The following is a 26,469-nucleotide window of genomic DNA, read 5'->3' on the forward strand; positions in this document are numbered from 1 at the left end:
TTAAATTATACTTGTATATAAAGGATTAAGAAATGAAACTGAATTTAATACATATGATAATTTAAAAAGTATAACTAATATAAAAAAGTAGGTGACAATATGAAAAATATAGTATCAGTAGTTCTAAAAAAAGAACTTATAGATTTATTTAGAGATAAAAAAACAATAATATTAAGTATATTAATACCAATAATTCTTTTACCAACTATGTCTTTTTTTATTGGTAAAATGACTAATTCAGATAAGAAAAGTGTACAAGATAATCTAAAGATAGCTATAGAAGATAAAGGAAATAGCAGTTTTTCTAAGTTTATAACATCACATAAAAATGTGAAAGTCATTGATTCTAAAAATCCTGATAAAGATATAAAAGAAGGAGATATATATTTAAAACTTACAATCCCAGAAGGATTTGATAAAAATATAGCTAAAGAATCTAATGAAAAAATAGAATTAAAATATGATAATTCAAGTAGTGATGCTATGACTGCTGTATCAGTAGTTAAGAATTACATAACAGAATATTCAAAACAAATAGTTTCAAAAAGACTTCAAAAGAGAAATATAAGTCAAGACATATTAACACCAGTAAATGTTACAGATAATATCATTGGAGATAAGGAAGACGGATTTGGTAAAATGATGGGTTCAATGATGATTCCATTACTTTTAATGATTTATAGTGCAACAAGTACAATAGGAGCTGCAGTAGATCTTGGCGCTGGTGAAAAAGAAAGAGGAACACTTGAACCACTTCTTACAACAAAAGCAGGTAGATCATCATTACTTATTGGAAAATTTCTTGCAATAACAGTAATGGGCATGCTTATGTCTCTTGCTTATTTAATTGGAATAATATTAACAATGAAACAACCTAACGGAATGTTTGGAGAGGCAGGCTTAAACTTTGGACCGGCAACTTTTGTTCTTATAATGATTTTACCGGTTTTATATACAATGGTTTTTGGGGCAATACAACTTGCTATAAGCATTTATGCAAGATCATTTAAAGAAGCCCAAACCTATTTAAGTCCTATAAGTTTTATAGCAATTATATTGATTTATATGGTTATGGTTAAAGATGCTAAAAATATCCCAATAGTTTATTTTAATATTCCACTTACAAATGGAGTATGTCTTATGAAAGAATTTTTAGCTGGAATTTATAACTATACTCATATAGCAATAACTTTTGGATGGATAGCTTTTTATATAGTATTAGCTATAATGTTTGCAAGATATATGTTCTCAAAAGAAGAAGTTATATTTAGAACTTAGTTAGGGGAAATAGAGATATGTTTAGATTAGATAGTACTGATATAAAGTTATATTTATAAAAATAAAGAGAGGTCGCATTTAATGTTTAATATTCATGGTATTCAAATAATGTTTTTTATACTACTTACTGTAATTATAGGTGTACTTATTTTTAATCAATATTCAATAATTAAAATGTCAGGAGAAACTATAATAAAAAGAAGAAATACAATGACTATGATTTTAGTTACAATAGTTACTGCTTTGTGTATAGGAGCTTTGGATTATTATGATGAATATATGCTTAATATTTTAGATATATTACATATATTAATGTGTTCATTATTAAGTTTGCAAATAGTCTCTAGCTTTTCAACTAAGTTTTATACAATAAGTAAAAATGGAATTAGTATAGGGTTTTTCGCATTTTCTAAATGGGAAGATATTAAGGGGTATGATATAGAAAATAGTTTCTTAAAAATTCAAACTAGAAAAGATATTATTGTACGTAAAATGAAAATAGAAGAAAACAGTATTAAAAGAATACAAGAAATAATAGAAAAAAACAAAATTTTACCAATAACATAAAAAGTAGAATTAAAACTATCTTAAGTTTTTAAGTATAAAGATTAGGATAGTTTTAATTTGTTTATTATTTATAAGTAGTTAGATTATTATATATGTTACATAGGAGAGTATATAATGGCAAAAAAAGTAGGAGAAAAAATCATAGGAATATTTTCTATATTGTTTATAATAGGAACTGTGATTTTAATATGGATGATGAATAAAGATATGAAAGGAAAGTTTGTAGGAAAATTTGTAGTTATATATTTATATGTACTTTTTTTATTAATTATAGCAATTATATGTACTACTCTTTTTAGATTAAAAAACTTAAAATTGGCTGATATAAAAAAGATAATATATAAAGGACTTTATAGTTTCTTTATATATGGTATTTTATTTTGTATTTTAGATTATTTTTTTAAAGGAAATAAATTAGATTTATATAAAAATTTTTCTAGAGGAATACCAATTGTTTTAGGAATATGTGCTTTTGAAATCATATTATTTAAAAAGAAGAGAGAATTACAGTAAAAGAATTATACATAATTTTAGAAGAGGTGGTTTTATGAAAATTTGCATTGTAATAGAGGAATAGTTATAAAACACAATTATAATGTAGAGGAGACAGTTAAACATGACTATTCCAAATTTAAATAAAGTATATCCAAGGAGCAATGATTATCAAACAATATATCTTAAAAATGTAATTACAAGAGATAATATACAGATTGGTGATTACACAATATACAATGATTTTTATAATGATCCAAAGGAGTTTGAAAAAAATAATGTATTATATCAGTATCCTATAAATAATGATAAATTAATAATAGGAAAATTTTGTTCTATAGCATGTAAAGCAAAATTTCTTATGAATAGTTCTAATCATACCTTAAAATCTTTATCAACTTACACATTCCCTATTTTTGGAGATGAATGGGATAAAACATTAAATCCAAAAGATGCCTGGGACAATAAAGGTAATATTGTAATTGGTAATGATGTATGGATAGGATACGATGCTGTGATTTTGTCAGGTGTTAAAATAGGAGATGGTGCAATTGTTGGAGCTAGAGCTGTAGTTACAAAGGATGTTCCACCTTATGCCATAGTAGGCGGAACACCGGCAAAGGTTATAAGAAAAAGATTTAATGATAGTGTTATAGATAGGTTAATGAAAATTAAATGGTGGAATTGGCCAGATAAAAAAATTCAAGAAAATATTCAATATATTCAATCAGGAAATATTGATAAATTGGAGTTAAGTTATAAAAGTGTAATAACTTAATATGAAATCAATAAAAAAGTTAAGAAGGATATAAAATGACAGAAAAAAGGGGCAGGTTACTATGAGAATTAGCATATTAGATATTGGAATTTTAATATTTTCTATAGTATTTATTATATTTAGTATAGTAAAAACACATCTTATAAATAAGTCATCCGGGAAAATTATAATTAGAAAAAGATTGGATAATAAATATTTATTAATCGTCATAACGGCATTAATTGTAAATATGTTTATAGATATATATATTATTTGTAAAGATGGAGATTTACATATTCTTACTAATACCATCGCTTTTATAATTTTCTATCTTTTTATAATCTTTTTTTCTTCATCTAGGTTTTATACAATATATGAAAAAGGTCTATGCTTAGGCTTTTTGGGGTTTTCTAAGTGGAGAGATATAAAAAAATATGAATTTAAAAAGGATGGAACTTTAATATTTAAAACTAATAAAAAAGGTATTCCTGGGGAAATAAAAATAAAAGAACAAAATATCAAAACAGTAGAAGAATTGTTAGAAAAAAATGTGGCTCTTTAGTAAGAATAAAAAAGTACTTAATTATATGACTAGGAGAGATAGATAATGAAGTTTACTGCTATTAGTATTTTTTATATTATAATTTTATTAAGTTTATTAACAATTATAATATATAGCATAAGGAAAGGAAAATTAATAGCTAATTCATCAGGAAAAATTATAGTTAAAAGAAATCTTATAACTAATAAAATATTAAGAGTGTTATTAATCCTATTAATGATAGGATTGATACTATTTGTTTTATATTTAGGTTATATAGAACAAGAGTTTTTAAGAAGTTTTATTAGTATTTTATGGGTGGTAGGTTATAGCATATGGAATATTTGTTTTGGTGGATCAAATAGGTTTTATACTATATATGAAAAAGGAATTTGTTTAGGATTATGTGGCTTTTTAAAGTGGGAGAACATTATAGGATTTGAGATAAAAAATGGTTTTTTAGAATTTAAAGCAAATAAAAATACTATGGTATCTAAATTAAAAATCCAACCAGAATATACTCAAAAAGTGGAAAGTATACTTGAAAAAAATATGGTGTTACCAATTTGTAATTAGTAAAATTACTTTTTAAAACATTTTTAATTTTATATTTATAGATTAATTTAATATGATAAAATTGTTTAATAGTATTTTTTATAGAATTTGCAAAGGAATACAGTCTATCATTTTCTCTCTTTTTAAGTTATAATAGTTTTTATGATTCTTGTAAGGGGGAGAAAAAATGAATATAATAAAAGACTTTATAAGTTATTACAAGCCTTATAAAAGAATGTTCTTTATGGATATGTTTTGTGCTCTTATGTTATCTTTTATAGACCTATCATTTCCTATGATAGTTAAATATCTATTAAATGATGTATACACAAAAGATACAAACGTAATACTTAAATATGCTATTATAATAGGTATTTTTATGTTTTTAATGTATGTTGTAAGATTTTTTTGCCAGTATTATATAACTTCTTGGGGACATATAATGGGGGCAAGGATGGAAGCTGATATGAGATTAGACATATTTACTCATCTTCAAAAGCTATCTTTTTCTTATTATGACAACAACAGTACAGGAAAACTTATGTCAAGAGTAGTTACAGATTTGTTTGATATATCAGAACTTGCCCATCATGGACCAGAGGATGTATTTATTTCTATATTAAAAATAGTGGGGTCTTTCATACTTCTTTTAAACATAAATGTGAAAATAACACTAATATTACTTTTTGTAACATTAATAATGTTGTATTTTTCATATTTTTATAATAAAAGAATGAGATATATATTTAAGAAAAACAGAGCTAAGATTGCAAATGTAAATGCTCAGATTCAGGATAGTTTATCAGGAATTAGAGTTGTAAAATCTTTTGCAAATGAGAATGTAGAAAATATTAAATTTAGTAAAGGAAATAAAGAATTCTTAAGTACAAAAGAAAAAAGTTATTACTTAATGGGAAGCTTTTTTAGTATGAATGGATTCTTTCAAGGAATGCTCTATCTTTCAGTAGTATTGTTTGGTGGAATATTTATAAGTACAGGAGATATAAAAACTGCAGATTTAGTTGTTTATATACTATACATAAATATATTTTTAAAACCTATAGAAAAGCTAGTGAATTTTACAGAGCAGTATCAAAAAGGAATATCAGGATTTGAAAGATTTTTAGAAATAATGAATACAAATCCAGACATAAAAGATAATAAAGATGCAATAGATATACAAAATCCTAAGGGAGAAATACAATTTAAAAACGTTTCTTTTAGTTATGATGAAAAAAATTCTATACTTAATAATATAGATATGAAGGTAAAAGCAGGCAAAACTGTCGCTATAGTTGGTCCATCAGGAAGTGGTAAGACTACATTTTGTAATATTATACCAAGGTTTTACGAAATAAATAAAGGAATAGTTACAATTGATGGACAGAATATAAAAAATATTAAGTTAAAATCTTTAAGAAGAAATATTGGAATAGTTCAACAAGATGTGTATATTTTTGGTGGTACAATAAAAGATAATATAGCTTATGGTGACTCAAATGCTACAGAAGAAGAAGTTATAGAAGCGGCTAAAAAAGCTAATGCTCACGAGTTTATAATGGGACTTGAAGATGGATATGATACTTATGTAGGAGAGCGAGGAGTAAAGCTTTCAGGAGGACAAAAGCAAAGAATATCTATAGCAAGAGTATTTCTTAAGAATCCACCAATACTTATATTAGATGAAGCTACGTCTGCTTTGGACAACGAAAGTGAGAGATATATACAAAAATCTTTAGAAAAACTATCTACAAACAGAACGACTATAGTAATAGCTCATAGACTAAGTACTATAAAAAATGCAGATAAAATAGTTGTATTAACAGAAGAAGGAATAAAAGAGACAGGAACCCATAGTGAACTTTTATCAAAAAAAGGAGTATATGCTAAGCTTTATAATATGCAATTTCAAACAGCATAAATCTCATTAAATATATGTAAATGCGGTTAATTAAAAACCTATCTTAATATTAAGATAGGTTTTTATAATTGGTGTTTTGCCTGAATTTTAAATAAAGTACATGGAAATAAATAATTATATTGATTGAGATTGATAATCTTTATCATTAGTGATAAAATTAGTTTAATTGGTAAAAATAACAAAATTAAAATAATAGGGGGGATACACTATGATTAAATTGTCACAAAACTTGTTAGAAAGTTGTAAATCAATGATTTATCATGAAAAAAAATTCTGCTTTGATAAAAATGTATTTGTTATGGCTACAGAAATATGTGAAAAAAATTTTTATGATGATTATGTTATGTATGAAAATAAAGGGGAAATATCAATAGGAATAGGTAGATTTGCTACAGTTATTGTTACTCCTAATGAAATTAATCTTGAAATAATGGGAGAAATTCAGCATTTTAAAAAGAATGATATAAGTATAGAACTAAAGGAAATATTTAAATCAATAGATTTAAAAAATTGGCGTGCCTATGGTATTGCAAATTTTGGATTAGCTTGTCACAATTACAAATTACCTTTAAGAGATGAAAATAAATCACTTATTAAGATGTTTATACCAAAGATAGATATTCGTTTAGTAGAAAATAAAATTTTAGTTAGAGCATTAGATACTAAAGATTTAAGTAGAGTAGAAAAATTTATTGAAAAGTTAGAAAATAACTTGGGTAAAAAAGAGGATTTACAAAATGAATTAAATAAAATTAAACTAAAGGTACCAGAAATACTTGAACAAAAAGCAGAAACATATAAAGATATTGTATCTAAAGGAGTAGAAGATATTAAATCTAGAAAATATGAAAAAGTAATTCTTTCTAGAAAGATTTTATTAAATCAAAGGATTGATATGTTACATAGTTACATTATAGGGAGAAGAGAAAATAGTCCTGCTAGATCCTATGCATTGAATTTAGGAGGATTAAAAGTTATAGGATATAGCCCGGAGACTGTTGCAGAAGTTAGTAGAGATGGATATGTTAGTACATTTCCTCTTGCAGGTACTAGAGCTATGGGGAAAAATAGAGAAGAAACAAAAAAATTAAAAGAAGAATTATTAGCGGATCCAAAAGAAATAGCAGAACATGCAGTATCAGTAAAATTAGCTTATGAGGAGCTTGAAAAAGTTTGTGAATTAAATAGTGTATCTGTAATAAAATTCATGTCTGTTTTAGAAAGAGGAACAGTTCAACATTTAGCTTCAAGATTAAAAGGTAAATTAAAGGAAGAATTTAATGAATGGCATGCTTTTAATGCACTGTTTCCAGCAGTAACAGCATCTGGAATTCCTAAAAAGCAATCTATAGATGCTATAATTAGATTGGAAAATGAGGCTAGAGATCTTTATAGTGGAAGTGTATTAACTTATGATTTTGATGGAACTATGGATGCATCATTGGTTTTACGTTCTGTATATCAAGATGAGGAAAATACATGGCTACGTGCAGGTGCTGGTATTGTAGAATTGTCAAAACCAGAGCGTGAATTAGAAGAAACTCGCGAAAAACTAAGAAGTGTTTCAAAACAACTAGTTAATCTATAGTATTTTATAAAAAGCCTTACTTTCAAATATTTAGTTTGAAAGTAAGGCTTTTTTTAAGAATATAATTATTCTTGAAGTATTGATTTTATTTTATTAGATTTTGAAATTATTTTCTTTAATCTTTTTGGAAGAATTGACTGTTCTCCATCAGATAAAGCATCCTTAGGAGATATATGGGATTCGATTATTATACCATCTGCTCCAGCTGCAGTAGAAGCTAAAGTTAGAGGCATTATAAGTTCTCTTTTTCCAGTGGCATGACTAGGATCTGCAAAAACTGGTAAATGAGTTAATTCTTTAAGAAGGGATATAGATGAAACATCCATAGTGTTTCTTGTATAGTTTTCAAATGTTTTGATACCTCTTTCGCAAAGAATAATTTGGTGATTTCCATTTAACATTATATACTCTGCACTTAATAAGAATTCTTTTATGCTGGCGCTGGGACCTCTTTTAAGTAAAATAGGCTTGTCTACTTTTCCAAGCTCTTTTAATAGTGCATAGTTTTGCATATTTCTTGCTCCTACTTGAATTATATCAATGTAATCAATAAACATTTGTAAATCTTTAATAGACATTATTTCACTAACAATAGGTAAACCTGTAATTTCTTTGGCTTTGTACAATAGCTTTATACCCTCTTTTCCTAATCCTTGAAAATCATAAGGAGATGTTCTAGGTTTAAATGCTCCACCTCTAAGAATATTTGCTCCATATTTTTTTACTTCTTTGGCAGTTTCAATTATTTGGTTTTCTGATTCTACAGAACAAGGACCGGAAATAAATATAGGATTTTTTCCTCCTATCATTAAATCTCCTAATTTAATAATTGTTTGCTCTTTTTCTTTTTTACTTACTAGTATTCCAAAATCTGAAGATGATAAAGTAACATGAAAATTATTTTTTATATAATTAGTTATTTCTGTAGACAAAGTACGTTTTACATGTATAAAAGAACCCTTATCAGTTTTATATAGGTGATAGGGGATATTTAATTTGGTTAGATAAAAATCAATATTATCTATAATATTTGCTTTGCATTTTTCTATAATAATAAACATTATAGTCCTCCTTTTAAAATATATTGAATAGTAAAGTGTAAATTTAATATTTCTTAAAATGGTGTGCATATTAAAAATATAAAAATAAATTTTATAATATAAAGGATTTTGTTAAAATATGTTAAGTTTATATATATATTATCATTATTGATATTGAAAATCAATATCAATAAGAGTATAATAGAAAATAAGAAAAAATTACCTGTAAAAAATAGGAGGTATAAATGAGAGAAAAAAAAGATTCTTTATATTTATCAAATAATCCAAAATCTAAAGATAAATTGAGATTATTTTGTTTTCCTTATGCAGGAGGAGGAAGCTCTGTTTTTCGTAAATGGACTAATATGTTTCCTTCTGATGTAGGGGTTTACCCAATTCAATATCCAGGGAGAGAAAATAGGATTGGTGAAAAACCAATAAAAAAGATGGAAGATTTAATTGAGAAAATATATGATTCAATTAAAGATTATTTAAAAGATGTACCCTTTGTTTTTTTTGGACATAGTTTAGGAACTAAAATAATTTATGAACTAACTTTAAAAATTGAAAGAGAATTAAATATAAAACCAAAAGCTTTAATAGTTTCAGCAGGAAGAGCACCTTTTTATTTAGAATCTAAACCTATTTATCATTTGAAAGATGATGAATTTGTTAAAGAATTAAAAAGATTTTCAGGAACACCAAAAGAAATTTTATCTAATAAAGATTTAATGAAGATCTTTATTCCTATGCTTAGAGCAGATTTTCAAATTGATGAAACTTATATTAAAAAAAATTTAGAAAAACTAGATGTTCCTATACTTGGATTTATGGGAACTAAAGATGAAGAAATGACTTTAAAAGAACTTAAAGATTGGGAAAAAGTAACTAAAAAAACTTTCAAATATGAAATGATTGAAGGTGGACACCTGTTTATAAATACAAATAAAGAAAGTGTTATTTCGTCAATTACAAAATATTTGAGGGTTTAAATGAAAAAAGTAAGGTGTAATGAAAAATTAATAATATCAAGAGTTAACTTAATAAATGATATACATTCTTTAGATATTTTAAAAAGATTAAATAGAAATATGAATATGATTGTTATTGCTAATATATGTGAGTTTAGAAATTTAGGATATCTGAAAAGATTTTTGACAAATAAAGAAAAGAATAAACTAGAAAAATTTGTATTTGAAGATGATAGAAAAAGGTATATTCTTTCCCATGGATTGCTTAACTACATATTTTCAGATGCATTAGGAATTTCAATAAAAAATATTAAATTTTATTTAGGAGATAAGGGGAAACCTAAAATAAAAAATAAATATAAAATAAATTATAATATTTCTCATTCAAAAGAATTGATTTTAATAGGATTTTCTAAAGAAAAAGAAATAGGAATTGATGTGGAAAAAGTTTATTACAACATAGATTACAAAGAGATTTCTGAAGCTTTTTTTCACCCTTATGATCTTCTTTGTTATAGTAATAAATCTAAAATAGATGAAATAAAAAGTTTTTTTAAAATTTGGGTTGTAAAAGAAGCATATACTAAAGCTTTAGGTACAGGGTTAAGTCGTTCTTTAGATACGTTTTTTATAAAAAAAAGCTTGAATAATAAGCTAATGGTTATGGATATTATAAATTCTACTGAAACCTATATAAAAACTTTTAAACCACAATTAGGATATATTGCAGCTATAAGTATTTTAGATAAATCAAAATGATAGGAGGATATAATGAAAACTAATAATATTTTAGAAAAAGAATATATAGATAAAGGATATTGGAAAGATATAAACTTAGGAAATATGTTAAGAAAATGGAGTAGTATTTATAGTGAAAAAATTGCAGTTGTAGATGGTGATACTAGAATTACTTATAAACAGTTAAATCAAAAAGTAGACAAGCTTGTTAAAGGATTTAAAAAATTAGGATTAAAAAAAGGAGACAAAGTAGTTTTACAACTACCAAATAGCTTATCTTTTGTGGTTATTTCATTTGCTTTTTTTAAAATGGGAGTTATTCCAATAATGGCACTGCCAGCTCATAGAGAAACTGAACTTAAAGGAATATTTGAAACATCAAAAGCAACAACTTATATTATTAAAGATAAACATTTAGGATATGATTATAGAGATTTAGCTAGAAATTTAAAAAGAGAAAATTCTAAGATAGATAAAGTAATTGTAGATGGAGAAGAAGAAGAATTTATACCACTTAAATCATTAATTAGTAATGATATTTTTGTTATTGATGATATTGTTGTTAATGATTATATTGATGATAATTCTAATGTTGATGAGAGAATAGATTTTAAAGATATAGCATTTTTATTATTGTCTGGTGGAACTACAGGTATTCCTAAATTAATTCCAAGACGTCATACAGATTATTTATATGTTGCAGAAACTTTAGCTCATAAATGTGAAATGGATGAAAATAGTGTATATTTAGCAGTACTTCCTATAGCTCATAATTTTCCATTAGGTTGTCCTGGAATGATAGGGACATTTTCAGTAGGTGGAACTGTTGTAATGTGTAAAGCAGCTAGTCCAGATGAGATACTTCCCCTTATAGAAGAAGAGAAAGTTACAATGACTGCTTTAGTTCCTGCTTTAGCTAGTATATGTTTGGAATTTTTAGAATTAGAAAATGATTTTGATATATCCAGTTTAAAACTTATACAAATAGGTGGATCTGTATTAGACTCTGTTACAGCTCATAAAGTAATGAATTCATTTAATTGTACATTGCAGCAAGTTTATGGAATTGCTGAAGGTTTAATTTGTTGTACAAGTATAGATGATACTAAAGATATAATTTGTAATTGCCAAGGTAAGCCTATTTCTTTAGGTGATGAAGTTCGTATTGTTAATGAAAATGGAGAAGATGTTAAAAAAAGAGAAGTTGGTGAACTTATTGTTAGAGGCCCATATACTATTTTAGGGTATTATAATTTACCTATAGTAAACAAAAAGTGTTTTACAAATGACGGATATTATTGTACAGGAGATAAAGCTTATATAACATATGAAGGTAATTATCAGATAGTTGGGAGAATAAAAGAACAAATTAATAGAGCAGGAGAAAAAATAACACCTTCAGAGTTAGAAGAATTATTATCTAAACATGAAATGATAAAAGAAGCATCAGTAGTAGGAATTAAAGATAGTAGTTTAGGAGAAAGAATTTGTGCATTTATAATTACAGATAATAAAAAACTTAATATAAATGAAATTAGAAAATTTTTAAGAGAACAAGGGCTTGCAACTTTTAAAATGCCTGATCAAGTGGAAGTTATTAAATCTTGGCCTTTAACAAGTGTTGGGAAAATTAATAAAGAGAAGTTAAAGAATTTAGCTACAAAAGATTATAAATAGAATATTTATAAGGGGATGTAGGGAAAATGATAAAATCTGATATTTATAAAGATATAAAAGATAGGTTAGTAAATGAGGTGAGAAATTATATAAAAGATATAGAAACTATAAAAGAAGATAGTAATTTAATTGAATATGGTCTTAGTTCTATACAAATTATGCAGTTATCTACTATGTTAAGAAAAATGGGAATTAAGCTTTCTTTTTCTAAAATGATTTCAAATCCTAGTTTCAAATCTTGGGCTACCATGATTAAAGATATAGAACCTAAAAATATAAAGAGCCAAAATAAAAAGGATTTATCAAAGAGTAAGGATAAAGAAGCTTTTTCTTTAACAGATGTTCAATATGCTTATTGGATAGGACGACAAGATGATCAACCTATGGGAGGTGTTGGTTGTCATGCTTATTTAGAATTTGATGGAGAAAATATAAATTTACACAAATTAGAAAAGTCGTGGAATAAGTTACAGATGATTCATCCAATGTTACGTATGAAATTTTTAGAAGATGGCACACAAATGCAAATGGAGGAGCCTTATTCAAAAAAGATTTATTTAAATGATTTAAGAGGGGAAGATGAAAGTTTAACTAAAGATAAATTAAAACAAATTAGGGAAAAATTATCCCATAGAAAATTAAAAGTTGAAGAAGGTCAAGTAGCGGGATTAACACTAACTCTTATGGCAAAAGGTAAAACTAGAATACATTTAGATATTGATTTACTTGTTGCTGATGTTCAAAGTTTAAGCATAATCATTAGAGATTTATCAAGGATTTATAATGGAAAAGAGATTCATGAGGAAGTTTTTAAGTTTAAGAATTATTTATCTAAAAGGAAAGATCAATTAGACTTAGAAAAAAAAGAAGCTTCTACGTATTGGCAAAATAGATTAAGTAAAATGCCAGGAGCACCAGCATTACCTTTAAAAATTAAACCTGAAATGATAAAAAAACCATTTTTTAAACGCAGAAAGTATTTTATTGATAAATCTTCTTGGGAAAAAATTAAGAAAAATTCAGCTAAGTATAGAACTACACCTGCAATGGTGCTTTTAACTGTGTATGCTTTGGTTCTAGAAAGATGGAGCTTTCAAAATGATTTTTTAATTAATGTACCTCTATTTAATAGAGAAGAAGATGAGGAAAAAATAAAAAATGCAGTTGCAGATTTTACTAATCTATTATTATTAGAAGTTCATTCAAATAAAAACATGACTTTTTTTGAAATGCTAAATCAAATACAAAATCAATTTTACGATTCAGTTGATAATTCAGCTTATTCTGGAGTTCAGGTACAAAGAGATTTAGCAAAACTACATCTAGGGGAACGTTTTTTAGCTCCAGTTGTTTTTGCTTGTAATCTTGGTACTCCTCTTATAAGTAGTAAGGATGAACAAATTTTAGGAAATTTAAACTATATGATTTCTCAAACTCCTCAAGTTTGGCTTGATTTTCAAGTTTACGAGAAAGATGGAGGAGTATTACTTACATGGGATGCTGTAGATGAATTATTTCCTGAAAATATGATAGATGATATGTTTTTATCATATAGAAATTCTTTAGAAATGTTAAAAGAAAATAAACAATGGCAATTAGTAACAGATGTATTACCTAAAAAACAAAAATATATGAGAGAAAATGATTTGAAATTAGTTTTAAATGAATCTAAAGATAATAATTTATTATATTCAGACTTTTTAGAAAATGCAAAGAGATTTCCTAAGAAAGTAGCTTTAATAAATAGTGTTACTGAAGAAAAAATTTCTTATAAAGAGTTATTAGTAAAGTCTCTTAATATTGCTGCTATGTTAAAAAACCATGGAGTAAAAAATGGAGATTATGTAGGAATAACTTTGTCTAGAGGAATAAAACAAGTAGAGACTATTTTAGGAATTTTAATGGTAGGAGCTTGTTATGTTCCAGTTGGTATAAATCAGCCCTTTAATCGTAGAGAAAAGATTCATAAAAAGATTGGGATTAAATATGTTTTATCAAGTTATAAGTTAAATGAAAAAATTAAATGGCCTTCTAGTTGCAATGTTTTATTAATAGAAGATTCTAAAGAATATAAACCACTGAATAAACCAATTGAGGTATCTAAAGAGGAAAGTGCTTATATAATTATGACATCAGGTTCAACAGGAGAACCTAAAGGGGTAGAAGTGAGTCATTGTAGTGCTCTAAATACAATAAATGATATAAATAAAAAGTTTAATATTTCTTTAGAAGATTCAATACTATCTGTTTCTTCAATAGATTTTGATTTATCCGTTTATGATATTTTTGGATTACTTTCTAAAGGTGGAACAGTAGTATTTAATACAGAAGAGAGCAAAAAAGATGCTACACATTGGATAAGTATTATAAAAAAATACAATATAACAACATGGAATTCTGTACCTATATTATTAGACATGTTAGTTACAATGGCAGAAGGAGAAGATCAAAAGTTACCATTAAAAGTTGCCATGTTATCTGGTGATTGGATTGGTTTAGACTTACCTAAGCGTTTATTTGATGTTTGTTTAAATTGTAAGTTAATAGCTATGGGTGGAGCTACAGAAGCATCAATATGGTCAAATTATTTTGATGTTACAGTTCCTATCCCAGAGGATTGGAAATCTATACCTTATGGTAGGCCTTTAACTAATCAAACATACAAAGTAGTAGATAGTAAAGAAAGAGATTGTCCTAATTGGGTTCCAGGAGAGCTCTGGATTGGTGGATTAGGAGTAGTAAAAGGATATAAGGGTGATAAAGAATTAACTGAAAAGAAATTTATCAAAAAGGATAATATCCCTTGGTATAAGACAGGAGATATGGGAAGGTTCTGGGAAGATGGAACTATTGAATTTCTAGGAAGAATAGATTATCAAGTTAAGATAAAAGGACACAGAATTGAATTGGGAGAAATAGAAACTGCAATTAATAAAATAAGTACTGTAGATAAAAGTTTAGTAAAAAAACAAGTAAAGGGGAAACATGAATATTTATTAGCATATATTATTTCTAAAAAATCTAGAGATCAAAATGATTTTATTAAAGAAATAAAATATGAGTTGCAGAAGGTATTGCCATCTTATATGATTCCTGAAAGTTTTATATTTCTTAAGGAATTTCCACTTACTTCAAATGGAAAAATAAATTATAAAGCTCTTCCATTAGATGTAAAAAAAGACAATGATGAAGATATGGATATGAACAATAATAATACAAAAACTGAAGAAATTCTTTTGAAACTGTGGAAAGATACATTTAAAAATAGTTCAATAAATAAATATAAAAACTTTTTTGAAATAGGAGGAGATTCTTTATCAGCAACAAAAATATGTGCAAATATTAATAAATCTTTAGGTGTAAATATTAACATTAGTGTAATATTTGAAAAATTAACTATAGAAAATATTGCAAAAGAAGTAGATGCTTTAAAATCAAAGAATCAAATTGAGTTTATTCATAGGATAGAGCAAGATGAAATAAGTCATTATAAACAATTTCCGCTAACTGATGTACAGTATGCTTATTTAGTAGGTAGAAGTGGAGCCTATGATTTTGGTAAAACATCATCTCATTTTTATTATGAAATGGATTGTAAAGATATAGATATATATAGATTAGAAGATACTTGGAATAAGTTAATTAAAGAACATGATGCTTTAAGAATTGTAATTTTAAAGGATAATCTTAATCAAAAGATATTAGAAAATGTTTTTCATTATGAAATAGAAACATATAATTTGACTAATATGAGTAGTGAAAATAAGCAGAGAAAACTTATGAAAATACGTGAAGAAATGTCAACCCAAGTTCTTGATGTATATAAATGGCCAATATTTGATATTAGATATTCCATAATAAATTCTGATAAAAAAAGAATCCATATAAGTTTTGACAATATGATTTTAGATGGATTTAGTATCCTTTATTTATTACATGAATGGAGTAAGTTATATTATAATCCAAAGTTAAAAGTAGAAAAACATAATATATCTTATAGAGATTATGTTTTAGGACTTAAAGAAATTAAAGAAAGTATTCATTATAAAAAGTCAAAGGATTATTGGATTAATAAATTAGATCAGATATACAATGCTCCAGAATTACCAATTAAAAATACAGTTGAATTTAATGAAAAACCTATATTTAAAAGATATGGAGGAAGAATAAGCAAAGAAGATTGGGAGATTTTAAAAGATAAAGCAAAATATTATGATATTACACCATCAGTAGTTCTTTTAACAGCTTTTTCAGAAGTTTTATATCGTTGGAGTAAAAAGTCAGAATTTACAATAAATCTTACGTTATTTAATAAGATTCCTATGAATGAAGAACTTGAAAATGTAATAGGAGATTTTACATCCTTGATGTTATTATCAATTAAATCTGGGAAAAGGGATAGTTTTGTTCATAAGTGCCTTGTAATACAGAAAGAAATGACTAAAAATTATGAGAATTTATATTTTGATGGAGTAGAAGTTCAAAGAGAAATAGCTAAATTTAATAAGACATCAAAAAGTGTAGTTATGCCTGTTGTATTTACAAGTACATTAGGAGTAATAGATAATTCTTCAGAATTATTAGGGAAATTAAATTATGGAATTACTCAGACACCGCAGGTTTGGCTTGATCATCAAATTCGTGAAGAAAAGGAAGAACTTATATTTAATTGGGATGTAGTAGAAGGATTATTTCCTAAAGGTTTAATTGATGAAATGTTTGGAACATATAAAAGATTAATAACTAGATTAGTCAAAAATGATTATTTATGGAGTGAAAATAGAAATACATTAGTTGATATTCCAAGTATTAGTCTTAGAGAGAAAGTTAATAAAACTGAAAAATCTTATAAAGAAACTACTCTTTTAAATATGTTTGAAAAAAATATAAAAAATAATGGGGATAAAGAAGCTATTGTATTAGATGACAAAATTCTTTCTTATAAAAAGTGCAATAAACTTTCTAATATAGTATCACAAAGAATTAAAAATAGCAGTGATTGTGTGGCCATAATTATGGAAAAGAGTATAGAGCAAATTATTTCTGTTATTGGAGTTATGAAAAGTGGAAAGGCATATTTACCAATAGATATAGGAAATCCAGTAGAAAGAATTGAAAAGATAATTACTAGTTCAAAAGTTAATAGGATAATTACAAAAGAAAAATACATTAAAAAATTAAAAAATATTTCTAATGTGGATATAATATCCTTTGATATGGACTTAGAAAATGAAACTATTAAAGAAAATAGTGAAATAAATGATTTGAATAATAAAATTTTTCCAAAGGATTTAGCCTATGTTATATATACTTCAGGTTCAACTGGTATGCCTAAGGGTGTTATGATTCAGCATAAAGCTGCAGCGAATACTATTTTAGATATTAATTATAAATATGAGGTAAGTAGTAAGGACAAAATATTAGCTTTATCAAATTTAGCATTTGATTTATCTGTATATGATATGTTTGGCATGTTCCAAGCTGGTGGTAGTATTGTTATGCCTTCATCAGAGGAAATTAGAAATCCATATTTATGGATTAAAATGATAGAAAAAAACAATATAACAATATGGAACTCTGTACCAATGTTCATGGAGATGTTATTAGAGTATTTAAAAACTAATTCAAAGTATATAGAAAAAATTCAATCATTAAGGCTTGTACTTTTAAGTGGCGATTGGATTGCTAAAGATTTACCTAAAAGAATAAAGATGGTTTTTAAAAACGCAAGAGTAATTTGTTTAGGTGGTGGAACTGAAGCTTCAATATGGTCTAATTATTATGAACCTAAAGAAATTAAAGATGATTGGATAAGTATACCTTATGGATATCCTCTAGCAAATCAACAATATCATGTATTAAATAAGGACATGCTTAATTGTCCTAATTATGTTCCAGGAGAAATATATATTTCAGGTGAAGGGCTAGCTAAAGGGTATTTAAATGAGGAAAAACTAACAAAAGAGAGATTCCCTATTTTAAAAAGGTTAGATATGCGATTATATAAAACCGGAGATATTGGGAAATATGAAGAGGATGGAACATTACTATTTTTAGGGAGAGAAGATGCTCAAGTTAAGATTAATGGATACCGTGTTGAATTAGGAGAAATAGAATCAGCACTTAATAACATATCCTATGTAGAGACTTCTGTTGCAATGATTGATGATAAAGGAAAACTTATTACATTTGTTGTATCAAAAGATATTAATTTAAATCATATAGAAGAAAAGGTATTAGAGGAAATATCAGATAAATTACCAGATTATTGTATACCCTCAAGGGTTTTGTCTGTTAAGAAGTTGCCTTTAAATAGTAATGGTAAGATTGATCGTAAAAAATTAAAGAAATCAATGGAAGGTAGAGAAAATAATATATCTAAAGAAAGAGCTTCAGGAGAAATTGAAATTCTTATTTCAAAGGTATGGAAAGAAATATTAGATATAGAAGATATTTATCGTGATGATGAATTCTTTAAAATAGGTGGGGATAGTTTAAAAGCAATAAAAATTGTAGCATATATTAATAAAAAATTAGAGAGCTTAGAGTTAGAAATTAGTGACCTGTTTAATTATCCAACAGTAAGAAAACTTTCAAAATATATAGAAGAAAAAAATAAAAAATCAGAGAACTCGTTTACGGAGGGGGTACTATGAAGATTTCAAGTTTAATAAACAAATATAAAGAAAAAGGAGTTTTACTTTGGACTGAAAAGGGAGCTTTAAAATATCGTGCTCCAGAAGGTGCATTAACAAGGGATGATATATTAGAACTGAAAAATTTTAAAGAAGATATAATAAATTATTTAGAGGAATTAGAAATAAAATTTGCTACCAATTTAGAAGATAGATATAAATCATTTTCTTTAACAGATATTCAACAATCTTATGTTGTTGGTAGAAAAAATGTGTATGAGTTAGGTGGAATAGGGTGTCATGGATATGTTGAATTAATGACAGAAGATACTATTTTAATAAAAAAATTAGAGATTGCTTGGAATAAAGTTATACAAAAGCATGATATGTTAAGAGCAATAATTTATCCAGAAGGTTATCAAAGAGTACAAGAAAAGGTTCCATATTTTAATGTTATATATCAAGATTTAAGAGGAGAATCAGAAGAAAAAGCAAAAGAGAAATTTTTAAGGTTAAGAGAAAGTTTATCTAATAAGCAATATGAATTAGGTAAATGGGGCTTATGTGATTTAGCTCTTACCTTACTTTCTAAAAAGAGTGTTATTCATTTTTCACTAGATATGCTTATAGCGGATTTTGTAAGTGCTAAAGTTATATTAAATGATTTAGATAAATTTTATTATGAAGAATTAAATGAAGATAATTCTTTAAATGTTTTATATAAGGATGTTATTTATTTTTTAGAAAAGAAAAAGGAAGCGCCTAGTGGAATAGCTAAAAGAGAAAAAGATAAAGAATATTGGAAAAACAAAATATTGGATATGAATGGATCACCAGAGCTTCCAATAAATAAAAATACAGATTACAAGAATAGGTTTATACAAAAGAAATGTTTTATTGAGAAAAATCATTGGGAAAAAATCATTGACAATGCAAAGAAAAGAGGGGTAACACCTTCAAATGCACTTATGGCAGCATACTTGCAAACCATTGGTTTATGGTCTAAAAAATCTTCATTTTGTATTAATGTAACTTTACTTAATAGGCCAGAAGTTTATAGTGGGATAGATAAAGTTGTTGGGGATTTTACATCTGTTAATGTTTTAAGTGTGGATATTAAAAATAATAATAGATTTATAGATTTTACTAAAGTTGTGCAAAAGGGATTATGGAAGGATTTAGCTCATAGTTCTTTTTCAGGAGTAGAAGTTTTAAGAGAAATGAGTAGATTAAAACAAGAAAATATTGTAATTCCAATTGTTTATACCAGTACTGTAGGTGTTGAGAATGAAAATCAAAGTCATGAATTTATGAGAAATGCAAAATTAACATATAAAATTAGTCAAACACCACAAGTTTGGATTGATTGTCAAGTTGCAAAACAAGATGGTGGATTATTAATTAATTGGGATATAAGAGAGGGCGTTTTTAAAGATAAAATAATAAAGGATATGTTTGATTCTTATATATCTATAATTAAAAGAATGGTTAATGATAATATTTTTGAAGAAAAATTTCCCGCAAAACTTCCAGAAAAAATGAGAGAAACAAGAATAAGAGTAAATGATACAGACGGAATATTCCATGGAGGGCATTTATATGATTATTTTATTAAAAATGTAGAAAAAAATCCAGAAAAATTAGCTGTAGTTACTTTAAAAGAAAAATTTACCTATAGAAAGTTAAGAAATTATGTAGCATCAATTCAAAGAAGACTTTTAAAAAATAATATTTCTAAAGGTGATAAAGTTATAGTTTTACTTCCAAAGGGAATATGGCAAATTGCATCAGTTTTAGGAATAACAATGTCTGGAGCGGTGTATGTTCCTGTGGATATTTCTCAGCCTATAAGTAGAATAGAGTCAATAGCCAAAGATTCAAAAGCTAAATTTATTATATCTTCATATAAAAACAATTTAGAAAAGTTAAAAGATATTAACATAATAAATGTTGAAGATATTGAAATTACTGAAGTGGATTATATTAATACTAAAGAAATTAGTGAGTATGATACTGCTTATATAATTTATACATCTGGAAGTACTGGAAAACCCAAAGGTGTTGTTATTTCACATACTGCAGCATTAAATACTATTTTAGATATAAATGATAGGTTTAAAGTAAAAGAAGCTGATGTTTTTCTTGGACTTGCAAGTTTAGCTTTTGATTTATCTGTTTATGATATATTTGGTTCTTTAACTGCAGGAGGGACTATTGTTTTACCAGAGCAAGAATTATTAAAAGATCCTAGTCATTGGCTATCTTTAATAAATAAATTTAAAGTAACAATATGGAATTCTGTACCAGCACAAATGCAAATGCTAATAACTTGTGTAAAAAGTGATGAAACATATAAAAATATGCCACTTAAATTAGTGCTTATGAGTGGAGATTGGATTCCAGTTACTTTACCAGAAAAAATATATGATTATTGTAGCAATGCTAAAGTTATAAGCTTAGGTGGTGCAACAGAAGCATCTATTTGGTCTATTTATTTTGAAATACCTAAACATTATAAAAGCAAAAATAGTATTCCCTATGGAAGAGCTTTAAAAAATCAAAAGATGTATGTTTTAAATAAAAATTTACAAATATGTCCTGATGAAGTAGAGGGTGATATATATATTGGAGGAGTTGGATTAGCTTCTGGATATATGAATGATGTAGAGATTACTAATAGACATTTTATAAAACATCCTATAACTGATGAAAGATTATATTATACTGGTGATTTAGGAAGATATGATGAAGATGGAATTATAGAATTTTTAGGAAGAGAAGATAGTCAGGTTAAGGTACATGGACACAGAATTGAACTAAGTGAAATTGAATCAGCTCTTATAAAGAATCCATCGGTTTCTACAGCAGTTGTTCTTGCTTTAGATAAAGAAAAGAAAGAAACTAAAATTAAAGCTTTTGTTGAGCCAAAGAAAGGTAAAGAAGATATGGTAGATGAAAGTAGAAATAATAAATTAAAAGAATATTGTTACGATAAGCTAAGAAACAGTAGTAAATATATAGAAAAATATAAAGTTGATAAATGGATGGAAATTGTAGAAAGAACAATGATGTATGATATGTGGAATTCCTTAAATAATATGGGAGTTTTTAAAGATAGTAGAGTTTTATATGATTTTGAACATATTAAAAATTTAGTTAATGTAGCTCCTAATCATGAAGCACTTTTAAAAAGGTGGTTAGATGCATTTGAATCAAAGGGCCTTATAAATAAAAAGGATGATCTCTATTATAAAAAAGATTTAGTTAAGATAACTTTAGAAGATTCTAAAAATAGTTGGAAAGAGTTAAAAGAGTTAGATGATAAAATTAAAATTGGTGGAAAAATGTTAGACTATTTAAAGTTATCTAGTAGTTTTTTAATAGAATTACTACAAGGAAAAGAAGATCCTTTAGAATTGCTCTTTCCTAAAGGTAGTGTAGATACTGCTATGAGTGCCTATCATGATAATTATATTAACTATACATTAAATCAGATAGTAAAGGATACTATAATATTTAATATAAAAGGAAAAAATAAAGAAAAGCCATTTAGAATATTAGAAATAGGTGCTGGAGTAGGAGGAACAACTAAAGATATATTACCAGAACTTGAAGAATATAATGTTGAATATTGTTTTTCTGATGTTTCTCCATTTTTTATAAATGAAGCTAGAAAAGATTTTTCAAATTATGATTGGATATCTTATAAAATTTTTGATGTAAATAAAGATTTTAGAGAGCAAGGTATTGAAGAATTTTCTTTTGATATGGTTTTATGTGCAAATGTACTTCATAATTCTAAAAATATACCTTTTAATTTAAAAAGATTAAGTAATTTACTTTCAAAAGGTGGGAAACTACTAGTTTTAGAAGCAACTTATGAAAGTTTTATGATGTTATCATCAATGGAATTTAAAGATGGGTTAAGTGGTTATACTGATGTAAGACAAAAAAATGGGGTGCCTTTTTTAACTAAGGATCAATGGGAAAATTATATAGGAGAAGCAAATGGTAATTTGTCATTTAAATATCCACAAAAGAAAGATTCTTTAGAAAATGTTGGACAAAGTGTTTTTGAAATAGAATTTAATTCAGAATTTGAAAAAGTATCAAAGGAAGAATTAAATCATTATTTAAAAAGCTTATTACCAGATTATATGATTCCCTATTCAATAGAAATTCTTTCAAAGATGCCAGTTAACAATAATGGCAAAATTGATAGGAAAGAATTATTAAAAAACATTGAAGATTGTGATGAAGACAAAAAAGAAGGATTTGAAGGACCTAAAAATGATTTAGAGAGAAAGATTACGAAAATTTGGGAAAAGATTTTAAACAATAATAAGATTGGTAGAAATGATAACTTTTATGATGTAGGTGGAGATTCTCTTTTAATAGCACAAATAGTTTCCCAAATGAAAAAAGAGCTTTTAGAAATAAAAAAATGGGAATGGGATAGAGTTATGCTTGAGATTCTTAAAGAGCCAACTATTGCTTCTATAAGTTATAAAATTAAAAATAACATAAAATTAAAAGAAGAAGAAACCAAGGATGAAATAATGTCATTTAGTGAGTTAAATGATTGTGATTGTGATGATAAAATTAGAGTGTTTGTTCATGATGGTACGGGTAAAGTTTCTCCTTATAATAATTTATTAAAGCTTATAGAAGAAAATTCATTAGCTCTTATGAAAAATGTTGGGTTTGCAGTGGGTAATTTTGATAAATATTTAAAAATTCCAACTGCTGATTTAATAAAAACTTTAGGAGAAGAATATGCTAATAAATTATTAGATTTAGATTGTAATGAGTTTGAAATAATAGGCTATTGTATGGGTGGATTAATAGGAATTGAAATGGCTAAGGTTTTAAATGAAGCTGGTAAAAAAGTTAATTTAGTTGTAACAATTGATAGTATCCCTTGTGAAGTTAATATTAGTAATGAAATTTTATTTGAAAGGGCATATGGATTGCTTGTTGGGTCTGATATAAAAAAAGCAGGTCATGAAATTGATGATGATAGGCTAAAAAGAGCATTATTAAATAAGAAAAAAGATGAAGATTTATCAACATTTTTAGAAAACGTAGAAACTGATATTGGAATTAGTAAAAATTATAAAGAATTATTAAATCAAAGCCAAAGGGAAAGGATTAGAGCACTTTTTGAATCAAATGAAAAAGAATATGATAAGAGTGATAAGGCATTTGAAAAGTTTTTTGATTTTTATAAAGTATTTTGCAAAAATTTTGAAGCTGTTGCTTTATACAAAAAGGATTATTATGTAGGCAAGGTTTTAGCCCTTGGGTGCAAAAATATTTCAAGTTTCTTTTTACCAATAGGAGATAGAGATGTAAAATCTTATTGGGAAAGTATGACATTAGGTGATTTTAATAGCTTTGATATAGAAGGAGACCACATTTCTTGTATGAAAGATCCTTTTGTAAAAGATCTTTACAATGGACTTGTAAAAGAGGGGGTATTATAATGAACAAATCTCCTCTTATAGGAATTGTTGGTTGTGGAGGTAAAGTTGGGTCTATTGTTATAGATATGTTAGTTGAAAAATATAAAATTAGAGGGGGACAAAGGTCCCCTTGTACTACTATTTATAGCGATGATAGATTTAAATGGAAGTATTTAGACATATACGATGATGATTCTCTAACTGAGTTTTGTAATGATTGTGATGCTATATTAAATTGCTCAGGGCCATCCTATTTGATAAAAGATAGAGTAGCATATTTTGCAATGAAAGCAGGAGCAAAATATATTGATGCCTTTGGAGACCGTATTGTAAAAGAAAAAATTAAAAGTAAAAATTATGATTTGAATAATTTGTTTATACTTTCAGCAGGTTGTTTTCCTGGACTGTCTTCTTTAGCTACTATGTGGTTTTCAAATCGTTATTTTTCATCTGTAAATGAAATAACTATTTATTCTGGTGGAAATGAATCCTTTAGTAAGACATCATGTAAAGATGTAGTATTAAGTTCAATTAATGGATTTGGAAAAGCAGATAGTTATTATTTAAATGGAGGTATTATTAAAGATTTAAAAAAATACGATAATCTTATAAATTTGTATGGATCAAAATATCCAGTATATCTTCAGAGTTTTTTTAGTGAAGAATTATATAAAATAGCTAGTGACTTAAAAGTAGAAAAGGCTCATTGGTATAATATATCAACAGATAAAACTAAATGGGAAAAGCTATCTTATATATGTAGAAATGTTATTTCAGGTGAAAAAAATGATATTAATGAAATTATCAATGATTCAAAATTAGATTTTAATAACAATCCAAATGACCAGTGGTACAGTTTTATTATAGATATAACAGGAACATCTTATGATAAACCTATAAGAAAAAGATTGATTTTAAGATGCTTAAATAGTTATATATTAACAAGTATTGTATCTTCAATTACAGTAGAATATGCATTGAAATCAGAAGAAAGAGGAGTATTTTATGCATCTCAGCTATTGTTAGATGATAAGACAATGAGATATATTTTTAATAATGAAAAAGTAAATTGTGAGATTATTGATTTGCCTTTAGATTATAAGGATAAAACTAATTTGTTTCAGGAGGGAGAGATATGAATAATATAAAGAAAAAAATAATAATGTGTGGAATAAATTTCGGAAAATTTTATTTAGATGGAATAGAAAGAGCTAAAGAAGATTTTGAACTAGTTGGTATACTCTCAAGAGGAAGTAATAAATCAGTAAAGATAGCTTCAAATTTAAATGTTCCTCTTTATAAAGATATTAAAGAGATAGATTTAAAGAATGTAGATTTTGCATGCGTTGTTGTACCTTCTACAGTTGTAGGAGGTAGCGGAACTGAGATAGCAAATAGATTTTTAGAAAAAGGAATAAGTGTTATTCAAGAGCATCCAGTTCATTATAAAGATTATTTAGAATCTCTTAAAATTGCTAAAAGTAATAATTGCTATTATTATATGAACTGTTTTTATTCTTATGTACCATCAATTATAGAATTTATAAAACAAGCTAATTTATTAAAAAAACATTCAAAATTTATTCAAATTGAAGCTAGTTGTAGTGTACAAGTGTTATATCCTATCATTGAGATATTAGGTAAAATATTAGATGGATTTAGGCCTTGGTCTTTAAAAAAAATACACATAAATGAAGAAGGATATTTATTTAAAGAAATAGTTGGTAAAATTAGAAATATACCACTATCTTTAAAGGTTCAAAATCAAATAGATCCTAAAGATCCCGATAATTTTATGCATTTGATGCATAGGATAACTCTTATAACGGATAAAGGTAGTTTGTCTTTAACTGATACCAATGGGGAAGTAGTTTGGATGCCTAAGATGTATATTCCAAGAAATGATAATGGTGAGTTTTCTTTAGATAATACGGATAAGTTACTACATACAAGCTTATCTACTGTATATTATTCTACAAAGAATGAAACTTATAAAAATTTATATGAGAGTATATGGCCTAAAGCTACAAAAGATGCATTGCTAAGTTTTAAAAACAAAATAGATTCAAATGATTATGATTTAAGAGAAAATCAGTATCAATTAACAGCTTCTAGAGTTTGGAAAGATATAGGAGAAGTATTAGGGCCTGCTGAAATTATAAGTTAAGTGTCCATAGGTTTTTAAAATATATATGAAATATATAAAAGATAAGCTTTAGATAGAGTGAAAACTTTATCTAAAGC

At 26.2% G+C, this 26,469-nt stretch carries 16 protein-coding genes; 15 read left to right on the top strand and 1 reads right to left on the bottom strand.

The genetic code is table 11. The features are described from left to right. Window positions 1-99 precede the first annotated feature (99 nt). From ABDZ71_RS06120 to ABDZ71_RS06155, 8 genes are all read left to right on the top strand, one after another. Complete coding sequence (locus tag ABDZ71_RS06120; protein WP_343759881.1) at window positions 100-1,278, top strand: ABC transporter permease; 1,179 nt, start codon at window positions 100-102, stop codon at window positions 1,276-1,278. An 81-nt stretch (window positions 1,279-1,359) separates the two neighbouring features. Then, window positions 1,360-1,845, top strand: coding sequence for a DUF5673 domain-containing protein (locus ABDZ71_RS06125; RefSeq protein ID WP_343759883.1), 486 nt, complete (start codon window positions 1,360-1,362; stop codon window positions 1,843-1,845). A 114-nt stretch (window positions 1,846-1,959) separates the two neighbouring features. After that, complete coding sequence (locus tag ABDZ71_RS06130; protein WP_343759885.1) at window positions 1,960-2,358, top strand: hypothetical protein; 399 nt, start codon at window positions 1,960-1,962, stop codon at window positions 2,356-2,358. Window positions 2,359-2,461: 103 nt separating this feature from the next. Continuing rightward, on the top strand, window positions 2,462-3,115 hold the full coding sequence (locus ABDZ71_RS06135) for a CatB-related O-acetyltransferase (protein ID WP_343759886.1): 654 nt from the start codon (window positions 2,462-2,464) through the stop codon (window positions 3,113-3,115). Window positions 3,116-3,176: 61 nt separating this feature from the next. Next, entirely contained in the window at window positions 3,177-3,656 is a 480-nt protein-coding gene (locus tag ABDZ71_RS06140) for a DUF5673 domain-containing protein (RefSeq protein ID WP_343759887.1), read from the top strand. A 45-nt stretch (window positions 3,657-3,701) separates the two neighbouring features. Beyond that, window positions 3,702-4,211 (top strand): hypothetical protein, encoded by a 510-nt coding sequence (locus ABDZ71_RS06145; protein WP_343759888.1) that lies wholly within the window; start codon window positions 3,702-3,704, stop codon window positions 4,209-4,211. A 166-nt stretch (window positions 4,212-4,377) separates the two neighbouring features. Then, entirely contained in the window at window positions 4,378-6,111 is a 1,734-nt protein-coding gene (locus ABDZ71_RS06150; RefSeq protein ID WP_343759890.1) for an ABC transporter ATP-binding protein, read from the top strand. 208 nt (window positions 6,112-6,319) lie between these two features. Further along, complete coding sequence (locus ABDZ71_RS06155; RefSeq protein ID WP_343759892.1) at window positions 6,320-7,699, top strand: salicylate synthase; 1,380 nt, start codon at window positions 6,320-6,322, stop codon at window positions 7,697-7,699. A gap of 65 nt (window positions 7,700-7,764) precedes the next feature. On the opposite strand, the gene aroF is transcribed toward ABDZ71_RS06155, so the two are convergent. Next, on the bottom strand, window positions 7,765-8,760 hold the full coding sequence (aroF, locus tag ABDZ71_RS06160) for a 3-deoxy-7-phosphoheptulonate synthase (RefSeq protein ID WP_343759893.1): 996 nt from the start codon (window positions 8,758-8,760) through the stop codon (window positions 7,765-7,767). A 224-nt stretch (window positions 8,761-8,984) separates the two neighbouring features. Between aroF and ABDZ71_RS06165 the strand changes: the two genes are divergently transcribed. Genes ABDZ71_RS06165 through ABDZ71_RS06195 form a run of 7 tightly spaced genes read left to right on the top strand, consistent with a single transcriptional unit; the run spans window position 8,985 to window position 26,392 of the window. After that, window positions 8,985-9,731, top strand: coding sequence for a thioesterase II family protein (locus ABDZ71_RS06165; RefSeq protein WP_343759895.1), 747 nt, complete (start codon window positions 8,985-8,987; stop codon window positions 9,729-9,731). After that, window positions 9,732-10,469 carry a 4'-phosphopantetheinyl transferase family protein gene (locus ABDZ71_RS06170; RefSeq protein ID WP_343759897.1) on the top strand — a complete coding sequence of 246 codons (738 nt, stop codon included), beginning with the start codon at window positions 9,732-9,734 and terminating at the stop codon, window positions 10,467-10,469. 12 nt (window positions 10,470-10,481) lie between these two features. Then, entirely contained in the window at window positions 10,482-12,125 is a 1,644-nt protein-coding gene (locus tag ABDZ71_RS06175; protein WP_343759898.1) for a (2,3-dihydroxybenzoyl)adenylate synthase, read from the top strand. A gap of 26 nt (window positions 12,126-12,151) precedes the next feature. Continuing rightward, entirely contained in the window at window positions 12,152-18,781 is a 6,630-nt protein-coding gene (locus tag ABDZ71_RS06180) for an amino acid adenylation domain-containing protein (RefSeq protein WP_343759900.1), read from the top strand. Beyond that, entirely contained in the window at window positions 18,778-24,246 is a 5,469-nt protein-coding gene (locus ABDZ71_RS06185) for an amino acid adenylation domain-containing protein (RefSeq protein ID WP_343759901.1), read from the top strand. The genes ABDZ71_RS06180 and ABDZ71_RS06185 overlap by 4 nt, the downstream gene beginning before the upstream one ends. Beyond that, complete coding sequence (locus tag ABDZ71_RS06190) at window positions 24,246-25,364, top strand: saccharopine dehydrogenase NADP-binding domain-containing protein (RefSeq protein ID WP_343759903.1); 1,119 nt, start codon at window positions 24,246-24,248, stop codon at window positions 25,362-25,364. The genes ABDZ71_RS06185 and ABDZ71_RS06190 overlap by 1 nt, the downstream gene beginning before the upstream one ends. Then, on the top strand, window positions 25,361-26,392 hold the full coding sequence (locus ABDZ71_RS06195) for a Gfo/Idh/MocA family oxidoreductase (RefSeq protein WP_343759905.1): 1,032 nt from the start codon (window positions 25,361-25,363) through the stop codon (window positions 26,390-26,392). The genes ABDZ71_RS06190 and ABDZ71_RS06195 overlap by 4 nt, the downstream gene beginning before the upstream one ends. Window positions 26,393-26,469: the final 77 nt, after the last annotated feature.

It is taken from the genome of Clostridium oceanicum (assembly GCF_039521385.1).
In the GTDB taxonomy this organism is placed as follows: Bacteria; Bacillota; Clostridia; order Clostridiales; family Clostridiaceae; genus Clostridium_F; species Clostridium_F oceanicum.